Here is a 12,560-nt window from a genome sequence, read left to right as displayed (position 1 = left end):
GGAGCGCTGGTTTAGGAGCGCTCGGCCTGGTGCTTCAACGCAGCGTCCACCAGCCCCTGGAACAGCGGGTGGGAACGGGTCGGGCGGGACTTGTACTCCGGGTGCGCCTGGGTGGCGACGAAGTACGGGTGTACATCCTTCGGGTACTCCACAAACTCCACCAGGGTGCCGTCCGGGGAGGTGCCGGAGAACTGCAGGCCGGAGCCCTCGGTGATCTGCTCGCGGTATGCGTTATTCACCTCGTAGCGGTGGCGGTGGCGCTCCGAGACATCAGTGGTGCCATAGAGCTCCGCAACCAGGGAGCCTTCGGCCAGGCGCGCCGGGTAGGCGCCCAGTCGCATGGTGCCACCCAGGTCAGCCTCGCCCGAGACAGCCGCCTTCTGTTCCTCCATGGTGGAGATGACGGGGGTGGAGGCGTTGGCGTCAAACTCCGTAGAAGAAGCATCTTTCAGCCCTGCGGTGCGCGCAGCCTCAATGACGATGCACTGCAGGCCAAGGCAAATGCCGAGCAGTGGCAGCTTATTCTTGCGGGCGTAGGTGATGGCGCCGATCTTGCCCTCGATGCCACGGTTGCCGAAACCACCGGGGATGACCACGCCGTCGACGTCCTTCAGAGCCTCGGCCGCGGCCTCCTCGGTCTCGCAGTCGTCGGAGGTAATCCACTTCACCCGGGCGCGGACGTTTGCGCCGAAGCCGCCGGCACGGATGGCCTCGGCGACGGAGAGGTACGCGTCCGGCAGGTCGATGTACTTGCCGACGATGCCGATGGTGACCTCACCGTTGGGGTTGTGCACGCTATCCAGCAGGCTGCCCCAGGTGGACCAATCCACGTCGCGGAACGGCAGGTTCAGGCGACGGATGATGTAGTTATCCAGGTGCTGGGAGTGCAGCACCTTCGGGATGTCATAGATGGAGGGTGCATCCGGGCAGGAAACCACGCCGTCCTCGTCCACGTCGCACATCAGGGCGATCTTGGCCTTCATGGCCTGCGGTACTTCGCGGTCGGCGCGCAGGACGATGGCGTCCGGTACGATACCGATGCTGCGCAGCTCCGCGACGGAGTGCTGGGTCGGCTTGGTCTTCAGCTCGCCCGACGGAGCCAGGTACGGCACCAGGGAGACATGGATGAAGGCGATGTTCTCACGGCCGGCCTCGTGGCGAACCTGGCGGATGGCCTCCAGGAAGGGCTGGGATTCGATATCTCCGACGGTGCCACCGATCTCGCTGATGACGACGTCCGGGGCCTGCCCGTTCTTATCCGGCTGTCCCATGGCCATCACCGCAGCCTTGATCTCATCGGTGATGTGCGGGATCACCTGGACGGTCTTACCCAGGAACTCACCGCGGCGCTCCTTGGCGATGACGTTCGAGTACACCTTGCCGGTGGTGACATTGCCCGCGGCGGACAGGTTGCGATCCAGGAAACGCTCGTAGTGGCCGAGGTCCAGGTCGGTTTCCGCACCGTCCTCGGTAACGAACACCTCGCCGTGTTCGAAGGGATTCATGGTGCCCGGATCGACGTTGAGGTACGGATCCAGCTTCTGCATCGTGACGCGCAGGCCACGAGAGGACAACAATTGGCCCAGGCTAGCTGCCGTTAGCCCTTTGCCTAGTGAGGACGCCACACCGCCGGTGACGAAAATGAATTTAGTGCTGTTTTCTGCACGATTAGTGGCCAAGGCAACTCCCGAATCAACGACGCTTAACTTCGCTATCTACGGGGTTTCAGCCTAACACATGCCTATTCAGGCGTAGCATCCGACGCGTTCGCAGTGGCCCCGTAGTGCCCCGACTTCCCGTTCTTCTGCTGCGCCAGAGCGCGAATGGTGGCGATGCGTCCTGCGACGGTGTCCGCGTTGTCGACCGTGGAAACGGCCTCCTTCATGGAATTATCCGCGCGCACCTGGCCGATGGCACCGTTGTCTTCAGCACTGCCGGACTCTGCAGCCAGGACTGCCCCCTTCATGCGGGAGTCCAGCCCCGCCGCGAACTCCGCGGCGAACTTGGTGCCGTAATTGCCGTGGGCTTCGTCGTCGGAGGTATTCCCGCCAACGACCAGGGCCAGATCCGCAGGCTTCGGGGCCTCGCCCTGGTAGGCAATGAAGTCGTCGTTAGCCAGGGCACCGAGGGCGATTCCGCGATCCGTTTCGCTGGCTTCGTGCTCGCCAGCCGACAGTGCGGCGCCGAGCAGCTGTCCGGTGTGCATGCCTGGGGCAAGGTTGTCCTCCGACAACTTCGCACCAGCCGGCAGGGAGTTAGCTGCGATCGACTTCAGCGTGTCTCCCCCGTCCGAGCCGAGCGCCTTGTCCGTCAGCTCGACCACACCATTGACTTTGCCGCCGGCCATTTTGACGAGGCGCTTGAGGCTATCGATGTTGGCCTGGTCGGCGTCCGGAAGAACAAAAACATCGACCGACGCACCGCGCAACAGGTTGTGCACCGCGGGGCCCGCGACCGAGCTCAAGACCTTGTCGCTGGCGGCAGAGTTGCCCTCGGCCTTCTCGCGGGCAGCCTTCTCGTCCTTCAGCTTCTGTTCGGCGGAGGAATCCTTCGCGACCGGACCGCCCGGCACGTTCGGCGCAATGGCGAAAAAACCCAGTGCGGTGCCGACGGCGATACCGAAGCCCAGACCGGCGATGACCTTGCCGGTGGCTCCTGTGGAGTGCTTGCTCATGCTTGTCTTTCTAGCTCCCTGCTTTTCCTGGCTTACTTCTTAAACAGATCCTGCACGCTCAGTGCAAAGTTGTTCCAAGTGTCCACGAGGTTATCCACGAAGGAGCCGTCACCGGAGAGGCCGATGACCGCAACGATAACGGCCACGGCAACCAGAACGCCCAGCAAAGCCCAGATCCAGCCACCGCCAGACCGGGACACGCGGTAGAGCTCTGCGACGGCGGTGGAATCCACCAGGCGCGGCCCCACACGCAGGCGCGACATCAGGGCAGACGGGGTCTCCGGCGACTGTGCCTGCTGGAATACGCGATCCAGATCCTCCACCTCGCCGAGGTTCACCACCATCGATGCTCCGTGGTAGTTGGCCAGTAGCAGAGCCAGGTCGGTGGGATCCTGCGTGGCCGCAGGGAAAGTCATGGCGCCCACGCCCAGGTCCTGGATGCGCTCCAGGCCGACGGCGTGGCCATCCGGATCGGCGGGCAGCACGACGGTAGCGCCGCTGCGCAGAGCCTCGTTGGAGATCTTCTCCGGGTCGCCGATGATCACGTTCGGGCGGTAGCCCTCCTGGATCAGACTATCGGCTGCATTTTCCACGGCGACAATGATCGGCGAGTACTCGCGCATGAAGTACCGCAGGTCCTTGAGCTTCTGCTCAATCTGCGGATCCGGGCTAGCGACCAGCACCTTCCGGTCGTCCATGTCCACGTCGACGTCCGGGATGCCAAGGCCATCGACCAGCAGAGGAGCCTCGGAGCGGACGAATTCGGACATGTTGCCGGACAGGGCCTCCATGTGGTCGCCCAGGGCTTCGCGTGCGTCCTCGAAGCGGCTGGAGGCGGTATCCATATCCAGCAGCTCTCCACCGCCGATGGGGCGATCGCCGTAGTAGACCTTGCCCTCGTCGACGCGCCCCTTCTTGCCGTTCTTGACCTTGGCAAGCAGGTCGTCGCCGGCGTTTTCGATAAGCAGGATGCCTTCGTCCAGCATCAACTGCGGGCCGAAGTTGGGTACCTGCCCCGTGGTGAATTGGCGAGCGTTCACGACGGCGGCAACGCGTGCGTCAATGAGTTTTTGGCAGGTGGCACGGCTGATGTCGGCCTCGTCGACAATTGCGATGTCGCCCTCGGAGATCTTAGCCTTGGTTAATCCCTTGGGTCCGGTGAGGTCACGGGTGGCGCCGTTGATTCCGGGCTGGTCAGAACGGGAGAAAATCATGCCCACCATTGTGGTGTTCATGTGGCCTGTGTTGCGTTAGGCGCGCCGGTAGACGGCGGTTTTCCTCTTTCTTCTCCCGTTGTGCCGCAGCCGCCTAGCGAATCACCTTCCGCACGGTCTGGCGCGCAGCCTGTCCCGCAGTCTCTTCGTGCTTCTTCCGCCCGCGGTTCTTTCCCTTGCCGGAAACCAGCGGGTCTTCCCCACTGAGGAACAAGCGCCGGAAGTACGACCGATCCTGCTTGCTGTAAGTCACCGCCCCGCCGCGCAGGCCGCTCTTTGCCCCGTTGCCGGCCCGGCCGCCTGCCGCGCCCCTGCCCATCATTGTTGACGCCGCACTTCCCCCGCCCCGCATTCCAGCGCCGCCCTTCGCGGAACCAGAGTTGTGAGGCGCTCCGACGATTCCCTTGCCGGACTGCGGAGCCTTTGCAGGTGGGGAATCGACGGGAAGTGGGCGGACGTTCTGCGAGTTGAGGCTGCCAGGCAGACTTGGGCGTGGGGCCGTGCTGGAAATATTGCGCAAGGTTCCCTGCTGTGCCCCGCCCCTGGCGTGCGCACCTGCGCTGGCACCTGAACCGTAGCCCGCGCCCGTGCCTGCACCGCCGAAGCCTGCACCGCCGTTGATCGCACCGCCGTTGAACGCATTCGCGCGCCCAAAGCGATCCTGGGCGTTGATCAGCGTGCCAGGAGCAGTTGCACCGGCATTGCTGTGCGGGCTGGCAGCTAATCCTTGCGCCGGTGCCGCTGTTGTCACTGTCGTGGGCGGTACCGCTGGCGCGTTGGGGCTAACTGCAGGTGCATGGGGTGCTGCTGTCGCTGCCGCGGGCTGGATTGGTTGCGGCGCAGGCGATGGTGAGTGCAACGTCCCCGACACGCCTGCAGGCTGCGTTGGTGCGGTTGCGGCCGTGGGCTTCGGAGCGTTTGCCGCCGCCGTTGCAGCTTGCTCCCCGTGCGCGGTCGCGCTGGCCGGGGTAACGGCGTTCGTCTGGCCGTTGATCTGCGAGACCTTGGGTTGCGCGGAGGCGGTGGAGACGGTGGAGGCGTCCAGACCTCCCCCACCCGTGTGTCCAACAATCGGTACGCCTAGGTTGGAAACCGGTGGGCGGACGAGTTCCAGGGAGGGTTGCAGGTGGGTGGATACGTAATTGGAGACGGCGGCCTGCTCGGCGAGAAGTCGGTCGGCTGGGTCCGGGATAAGCGAAGTGGTTGCCTGGATTGCTTCCAGAGCTTTGAGGTTGCTGCCACGGATAACCGGGAACTGACGGACTGACTTCGCCATTGCGGTGGTATTTGCGGCGACTACGACTCCGGTCTTGTGTACGTCGTCGATCGCCTGGCGTGCCATATCGAAGGAGAACCCTTCGGAGGAACTGGCGAGCCCCGACGAGGCGCTCTTGAGGTCATCCATCGACGTTTTCAAAGCTTTGGCCGCGCTTTCCCAAGAGTCTGCGGCAAAAAGCGGTGCTGAGTCGTCGGCTTGGAATGCGGCAATGAGGGACGCCAATGGCATGGTCGCTTCCGCCGCGGTAACCGGTGTGTTGTACAGCAGGTTGTCGATCGTTCGGGCGTCTCGAGTCGGAATAAAAAACTTCCGAACCTCCCTGTCAGCGACAGACACTTCGGAGCTCACTTGGTCAAAAGACTTGCCATTGAAGTGCTCCTGAATATCCAGTCCTACTAGCTGATTAGTGAATACTTCCTGGAGCCAATCGACGTTTGAAGTCATTATGTCCAAAACATTCTTCGCAGAGCCGGTTTGTCCGACCCAGAACGAACCGTGTTGCATGAACGCGCCGTTTATAGACGGAACAGTTGTGTATTTGTTCAGGCTCCCCGTCTTTATTTTCAATTTACGGAGCGCGACCCCAGCCTTTGAAAGACTTCTCTGGACATCCCGTAAGCAAGCAATATCGAATTTAATCATTTCCCCACCCCTTTGTCAGAAATTTATGCAATATTATCAAAGACTTGGAAGAATACTTCAGATAAGAAGCACACCTCCACCGTAGGTTTATCCTTGTTCAATACACCATTCATTGAATACAAACCGACGCCGTCCACGTCTTTACCCACACCACATTCATTGTCATCAGATTTTTCATAAAGCCCTACCAAGCTAACATCTGGACGAGTCGATTGATAGGTCGTACTCTTTTCATATTTTTCAAGAGGTCGGCCCGGATCGAAAAGTATACTGAAGAGCTCAGGTTGAAAGCTTCCGTTTATTGGATCCTTTTCCTCAAAATGGCAGCCATAATACAGCCCATCGTTATCGGACTCCAGAAACTCAAACCCCACCTCCCGCATTCTCTCGATCACCTTCTCATCGCACACGTCAGGCAACCCCGCCAGCGGATCGTTTGGGAGCTTCGCCTTTAGCTTCGGAAGGTCGATCGGATCCCCCACAAACCTCTGCGATTTCCAGACGTAATGCTCCCAAGGATCCTCCGGCTCAGTCTCGAACCACATCCCCTTGTGCCCTTCAGGTTTTAGCACACGTCCGTCCCCCTGCCCCTCGCCCGAGCCTGGGTTATCCACAGAGGACTCGCCTGTGGATAACCCATCTGCTTCAGCAAAAGCGCCGTTCAAGGGCTGTTCCACCTCTCCCGAACCGCAAGCCGCCACCGCAAAACCAAAGAAAACTAAAAACACACTTGCCGCTACGCGCTTCATCAGAAATCCCCCTCGCATACCGCACGCTTGTCGCCACGGGCGCGTGCTCCCCCTTCAACACTGCACCACTGTAGCGCCGATCACACCGCTGCGCGCGGGGTAGCTCCAAAAAGAATCTAGACTGCTCCGACCGTACAGCCCGCTATGCCCGCAGGGCAGCCTTCGCCTCCGTGGCCATCTCCATCAGCTCTTCCGCGTGCGCCCGCCCCGTCTCAGATTCCAGACCCGCCAGCATGCGCGACAATTCCTCCACCCGCTCGGCCTCTTCAAGCGTGCGCACAGAAGAAGTCACCGAGTCGGCCGACGTCGCCTTAGCCACGTACACGTGGGCGTCACCAAACGCAGCGACCTGAGGCAAGTGAGTCACCACAATGACCTGATTATCGACCGCCAGCTTCGCCAAACGGCGCCCGATCTCCACAGCGGCTTTACCGCCCACACCAGCGTCGACCTCGTCGAACACCATCGTCCGACCGCCATCCGTGCCTGCGGCCAGCACCACTTCCAGCGCCAGCATCACGCGCGACAGCTCACCACCAGAGGCCGAACCCGCCAGCGGATTGACATTTCCGCCCTGTACCAGCTGGAACTCAACCTCGTCGATACCGTGCAGCCCAAGGTCATCCGGCTTCTCGCTGGCACGCCGCACGTCCACGCGGATCTCAGCCGACATGTGCAGGCCCCGGATCTCTTCGGTGACAGCCTTTGAAATTTTTTTGGACGCCCTCACACGCGCCTTCGACAGCTCCTCCGCCACGTTGCGCGCAGCATCCTGTGCAGAGGCGACCTGATCCTGCAGCTTCTGTAGCGCTTCATCGGAAACGTCCATCGATTCCAAACGCTGGCGAGCCTGCTCACGCCACGCCAGCGCCCCATCGACGTCCACGGCGTATTTGCGCAGTTCCCGCAGCTGAGTCTGGCGCTGCAGCAGCCCGTCCAGCTCATCGGGGTCGGGCACGTCCAACAGCGCCTGGCCAACCTCGGAGGAAATGTCAGCCAGCAGCACTCCAACCTCGCTCAGGCGATCAGCCAGCTCGGACAGATTCCCGCCTTCGCCTTCCATGTCCGTCAGACTGGATAGCTCGTTAGCTGCCTGGGAAACCAGGGAACTGGCACCTTCGGAATCGCCGAAGTCATCGCCGGCCGCCATTCCATCCATACCGTCCAGCGCCGCCTGCGCCCGCTGTAACCCCGCGCGGATATCATCGGCGGCCTGCAGACGCTTGATCTGCGCTTTGACCTCCACGTCCTCTCCTGGCTGCGGGTCGATCTCGTCGATAGCCTCCACAGCTCGTTGCAGGGTCTCGCTTTCCAGGGCCAGGTCGCGCCGCGCCTCCATGCGGCACTGCAGGTCCTTGGCTAGGCGCAGCCACTCGGCGCGACGGGCCTGGTATGTGGCAACCTTCTCTCCCAACCCCGCATAGTCGTCGAGCGCGGCGAGCTGACGCACCGGATCCAGCAGACGCAGCTGGTCGTTCTGCCCATGGATGGTGATGACGTGGCCGGCGAACTCCCCCAACACGCCCGCTGCCACCGTCTTACCCGCCAGGTGCGCGCGAGAACGCCCCGTAGCGTTCACTGTGCGGGAGGCTATGACCTCGCCCTCGTCGCTGTAACCGCCGACTTCTTCGACCAGCTCCGCAACCGCCGCGGAGTCGGTGGAGAAAATGCCTTCCACGCTGGCCTTATCAGCGCCGTTGCGAACCCGCGACGGGTCCGCGCGGTGGCCGGAAAGCAAGCGTAGGGAGCTGACCACCATCGTCTTACCCGCACCGGTCTCACCGGTGACAACGCTCAAGCCCGTGGAAAACTCCGCCGTCGCTTCCTCGATCACACCGAGGTTGCGAATGTGTAGTTCGTGCAGCATTACTAGTGGCGCGGTCCCCTCCAGCCCGTCACAGGCAGGCGGAACTTGTGTACCAGGCGGTCGGTAAACGGTGCGGAATCCAGGCGCACCCAGCGCACGGGCTGCGGGCCACGGCGAATCTCCACGCGCGCGCCCGGGGGCATGTGGATCTGGCGGAAGCCATCCATCACCACGGTCGCCGGGGAGGTCGAAGGGTTCGTCTCCACCGCCACCATCGAATTCGGGGAGACCACCAGCGGGCGGCTAAACAACGTGTGCGCGTTGCTGGTCACCACCAGAATCGCGTCCAACTCCGGCCACAGAACTGGGCCACCTGCGCTGAAAGCGTAGGCGGTGGAGCCGGTGGGCGTCGATACCAAAACACCGTCACAACCGAACGAAGATACAGGGCGCTTGTCGACCTCCAGGATCGTATCCAGCACACCTTGGCGGTTTAGGTTTTCCACGGAGCACTCGTTCAGCGCCCAGCCAGTGCCCAACACGCGACCATCCATGTCGCGGGCAGTAATGGACAGGGTCATGCGATCTTCGATGCGGTAGTCGCGGTCGATAACGCGGTCGACGGCCTCCTGCAGAGATTCCTGCTCCCACTCCGCCAGGAAACCGATGTGGCCCATGTTGATGCCCAGCACCGGCACGTCCGCTGAGTGCGCAATGTCGGCGGCGCGCAGGAAGGTGCCGTCGCCGCCCAAGACGATCACCATCTCCACGCCAGTGGCGGCTTCCTTGGTGTGGCCGTAGCGCTTAAATCGCCCCAGAACCTCGTGCCGAGCGACCGGGGCAGGGTCCGCGGTAGCCATTACACGCACGTTGATCCCGCCCTTTTGCAACCTAGACGCAGCCTCCGCCGCCAGGCCCAGATTTTCGTGAACACCGGTGTGCGCAACTAGCAGAACCTCGCGTTCTGTTTGCTTGCCCGCGTCCTGGTCAGTTCCCGGGTTGGTCACTGCGGGCCCTCCTTAATGGCGGTTGCAATCATCTGGTCCAGGCCGTCAAAGTCAGCCTCTGTATCCATGCTAGGCGAGTCTTTGACCAGCCACAGAAAATACTCCACATTGCCGCTCGGTCCCGGCAGCGGGGAAGCGACAACGGCCTTCGTCTTCAGACCATACTTCATCGCCTCGACAGCCACCTGACGGGTCACTTCTGCCCGCAGTTCTGGGCTGCGCACAACGCCGCCGTGGCCCAGCCTGTCCTTGCCGACCTCGAACTGGGGCTTCACCATCGGCAACAGGTCGCCGCCTTCCTTCACACACGCGGCCAGAGCGGGCAGCACCAGGCGAATAGAAATAAAGCTCAGGTCGCCGACCATCAGATCAACCTGCCCGCCGAGTGCCTCCGGGGTAAGGGTGCGCACGTTCGTCCGGTCCATCACGTCCACACGGTCGTCGTTCTGCAGGCGCCAGATCAGCTGCCCATAGCCAACGTCCACGGCCTTGACCTTCGCCGCCCCGCGGTCCAGGCACACGTCCGTGAATCCGCCCGTCGAGGCACCGGCATCCAACACCGTCTTGCCTTCCACGGAAAGTCCTTGGGGTTCGAAAGCCGCCAGAGCTCCCAGCAACTTGTGTGCGCCCCGGCTGGCCCAGCGGTCATCCTCCGACTCCGCAACCTTGATGGAAACGTTGCCGTCGACCCCGCTGGCCGGCTTCTTTGCCAGCATTCCATTGACGGTTACTCGCCCGGCCTTGATCATCTCCTGCGCGTGCTCGCGGCTGCGCGCGATCTTCCGCGCTACCAGCTCTGCATCCAGGCGCTGCAGCTTGGCTCCTCTTTTCGCCACTAGCGCTCGCCCCCGAGTGCCTCGTTAACCACCCTGTGAGCTTCTTCCAACACGGCAGCTTCCTCCGCGCCGTGTACATCGCGTGCGAGTAGCTCGTCGACGGCCTGTGCCAGCTCTTCTTGTTGACGCCCACTGTCCCCCGACAGCATCGAAGGTTTCGGTTGCCCCTCGCCCACTTACTTCCAACCTCCCAGGGCCTCCATGGCCTGCGCATCTGCGCCTACAAAGTCGATATCAGCCGCGCACGTTACCTGAGTGATCTGCGGGTCATCGATAAGCTGCCACGCCAAGGGCGCTGCGACGGCCAGAGCTTCGGCAGCCATGACCTCCACGTCGCCCAGTTCACCGGCCTCCACGCGGATGGTTGCGCTGCTCGGTTCCACGCTTGCGGACCAGCCGGGCAGGTGGTCGCGTAGATTGCCGGCGATAAACGTCGGTCGGTGGGACGAGGGGGCGTCAATAATATCGGTATGGGTAGACACCCCGGTGACGGTGCAGAGAGTATCCATGCCCGCGGCGTTGCCACCAGCGATGTCGGTATCCAGGCGATCACCGACGGCAAGGGGCTTCGTGGAGCCAATGCGGTGTGCAGCAACCTCGAACATCGCGGGGCCAGGCTTACCGGCAGACTGAGGCTTTACGCCAGTAGCGGAGGTGACAGCGGCGACCATCGAACCGTTGCCGACCATGAATCCGCGCTCCGAGGGCAACGTGGTGTCCAGGTTCGAGGCGAAGTAGCGTGCGCCGTGCTGGATAGCCAACGCGCCTTCCGACAGGCGAGCCCAGTCGTTATCCGGACTGTGCCCGTGGAATACGACATGCGGGTGGTCATCGGCGGTGTCCGTCAGCGCAAAGCCCGCGTCCGCAACCAGCTGCTTGAAGGAATCGTGGCCGATGACGTACGCGAGCGGGCGTTCGACTTCTGCTTCCGCGATGTACTGCTTGCCCAGATCACAGGCTGCCATGGCGGAGGTCACCACGTGGTCCGCGTCGGCGGCAAATCCCATGGACTGCAGGTGCTCAGCTACCTGCTGGGGTGAGCGCGACGCGTTGTTGGTGACGTACATGACCTGGCGGCCTTCCAGTCCCTCGGCTGCGCCGGGGATTGGGGTGTGGCCAGAAAAGACGGTGCCGTCAAGGTCGGCTAGCAGGGCATCGTAGTTATCCAGCAGCGGGTGGGCCATGGGCTACTTATCCTCGTCCGGCTCTACGCCGAGCTCTGCCAGACGATCGGGAACGTCGAGGACTTCCTCGGTATCCATTTCCTCTGCCCGGCGGAACCATTCGATGGCCTCGTCCTTGCGCTCTGCGGTGGCCAGCGCGTCGGCATAAGCGTAGAAGAGACGCATACGGGTTACGTCGGGCGCTTCAGCGTTATCCAGCTGTGCTTCCAGCGCTAGCAGGGCTTCTTCCGGGTGGTCGAGGTCTTGGTGTGCACCAGCAACGACGATGGCCAGCTCTGCCTTCGATTCGGCATCCAGCTGGTCGGCCTGCGGGTCGTTAGCTACTTCTAGGGCCTTCTCCGGCTTGCCGAGTCCACGTTCCGCGTCCGCCAGCACAGGCAGCAGGCCGGGGCCGCCGGCCATGCGACGGGCCGCGCGGAGCTCCGCGATGGCTTCCTTCCATTCGCCTGCGTGGTAGGCGACGATGCCACACGTTTCGCGGGCTACGGACACGCGCCCAGCGCGATCCTTCGCAGCGCGGGCGTGGGCAAGGGCCTTGTCCGGATCATCGTCCAGAAGCGTAGCGGCCATAATCAGGTGCTTCGCCACCATGTCCGCGTTGTCCTTGGAAAGGCTGCGGAGTTCCTGGCGTACGGACGGGTCGAGTTCCTTGGGGTCGAGGTCGTTCGGGACGTCGGGTTCGTTCAGGCGCTTGTTAAGCCGCTCTTCGCGGTAGCCAGCGCGCTGCGGGCCGCTGTGGGGTCCGCGTTGGGTCTCCCAGTTGGAGCCGCCGCGCTTCTTATTGGAGTTGCGGTTGGGGCGTCCGCCACGGTTGGGCTTGAACCCGCCCTTGTTTCGGAACTTGCCATCCCCCTGCGGGCGGCCGCCGCGACTGCGATTGTTATCTGAATGCTCAGCCATGCTTTGGGGTGCACCTTCCGTTTTCGTTGTTCAGTGAGCCTTCCGGCTCACCTCTTAAACCTTATCAATCCTAGTTACCAGGAACGCTGTAGCGCAATGTTGCTGCTTTTGTTTATTGACGCCTCTAGCCCCAGCGGAAGGACGTTCAGACATACAAAAACGAGGTGTGGGTTGCTGTAACCTTTGAAAGGCTACAACGACCCACACCTCGTTTATCTCTAGTTTTAATGCCGGCGGTGACTTACTCTCCCACACCCTCCCAGGTGCA

The 12,560-nt window shown here is 62.4% G+C and carries 11 protein-coding genes; all 11 read right to left on the bottom strand.

The features are described 5' to 3' along the window. Positions 1 to 11 precede the first annotated feature (11 nt). Entirely contained in the window at positions 12 to 1,679 is a 1,668-nt protein-coding gene (locus HMPREF2678_RS05465) for a CTP synthase (RefSeq protein WP_070551295.1), read from the bottom strand. 62 nt (positions 1,680 to 1,741) lie between these two features. Continuing rightward, the gene (locus tag HMPREF2678_RS05460; RefSeq protein ID WP_035002213.1) at positions 1,742 to 2,674 is read right to left on the bottom strand and encodes a copper transporter; all 933 of its coding nucleotides are present in this window, start codon (positions 2,672 to 2,674) and stop codon (positions 1,742 to 1,744) included. 32 nt (positions 2,675 to 2,706) lie between these two features. Further along, positions 2,707 to 3,909, bottom strand: coding sequence for a putative cytokinetic ring protein SteA (gene steA / locus HMPREF2678_RS05455; protein ID WP_083303427.1), 1,203 nt, complete (start codon positions 3,907 to 3,909; stop codon positions 2,707 to 2,709). Positions 3,910 to 3,982: 73 nt separating this feature from the next. After that, the gene (locus tag HMPREF2678_RS05450) at positions 3,983 to 5,611 is read right to left on the bottom strand and encodes a hypothetical protein (protein ID WP_246817896.1); all 1,629 of its coding nucleotides are present in this window, start codon (positions 5,609 to 5,611) and stop codon (positions 3,983 to 3,985) included. A 221-nt stretch (positions 5,612 to 5,832) separates the two neighbouring features. Continuing rightward, positions 5,833 to 6,558: a hypothetical protein gene (locus HMPREF2678_RS05445; protein WP_141747034.1), complete on the bottom strand. Its 726-nt coding sequence runs from the start codon at positions 6,556 to 6,558 to the stop codon at positions 5,833 to 5,835. A gap of 142 nt (positions 6,559 to 6,700) precedes the next feature. Then, positions 6,701 to 8,425, bottom strand: a complete 1,725-nt coding sequence (gene recN / locus HMPREF2678_RS05440; RefSeq protein WP_070551289.1) for a DNA repair protein RecN — start codon at positions 8,423 to 8,425, stop codon at positions 6,701 to 6,703. Between the two features lie 2 nt (positions 8,426 to 8,427). Further along, positions 8,428 to 9,372 carry an NAD kinase gene (locus tag HMPREF2678_RS05435; protein WP_034967668.1) on the bottom strand — a complete coding sequence of 315 codons (945 nt, stop codon included), beginning with the start codon at positions 9,370 to 9,372 and terminating at the stop codon, positions 8,428 to 8,430. Beyond that, positions 9,369 to 10,208, bottom strand: a complete 840-nt coding sequence (locus HMPREF2678_RS05430) for a TlyA family RNA methyltransferase (protein WP_070551287.1) — start codon at positions 10,206 to 10,208, stop codon at positions 9,369 to 9,371. Before HMPREF2678_RS05430 ends, HMPREF2678_RS05435 begins: the two co-directional genes overlap by 4 nt. Continuing rightward, complete coding sequence (locus HMPREF2678_RS10365; protein WP_168163088.1) at positions 10,208 to 10,384, bottom strand: hypothetical protein; 177 nt, start codon at positions 10,382 to 10,384, stop codon at positions 10,208 to 10,210. The genes HMPREF2678_RS05430 and HMPREF2678_RS10365 overlap by 1 nt, the downstream gene beginning before the upstream one ends. After that, positions 10,385 to 11,392 (bottom strand): HAD-IIA family hydrolase, encoded by a 1,008-nt coding sequence (locus HMPREF2678_RS05425; RefSeq protein ID WP_070551285.1) that lies wholly within the window; start codon positions 11,390 to 11,392, stop codon positions 10,385 to 10,387. A 3-nt stretch (positions 11,393 to 11,395) separates the two neighbouring features. Next, positions 11,396 to 12,292 carry a tetratricopeptide repeat protein gene (locus HMPREF2678_RS05420; protein ID WP_034967657.1) on the bottom strand — a complete coding sequence of 299 codons (897 nt, stop codon included), beginning with the start codon at positions 12,290 to 12,292 and terminating at the stop codon, positions 11,396 to 11,398. Between the last annotated feature and the right edge of the window lie 268 nt (positions 12,293 to 12,560).

This window comes from Corynebacterium sp. HMSC058E07, assembly GCF_001809885.1.
Lineage (GTDB): Bacteria > Actinomycetota > Actinomycetes > Mycobacteriales > Mycobacteriaceae > Corynebacterium > Corynebacterium macclintockiae.
Note: the sequence above shows the minus strand (reverse complement) of the source record. Positions and strands in the feature narration are given on the sequence as shown.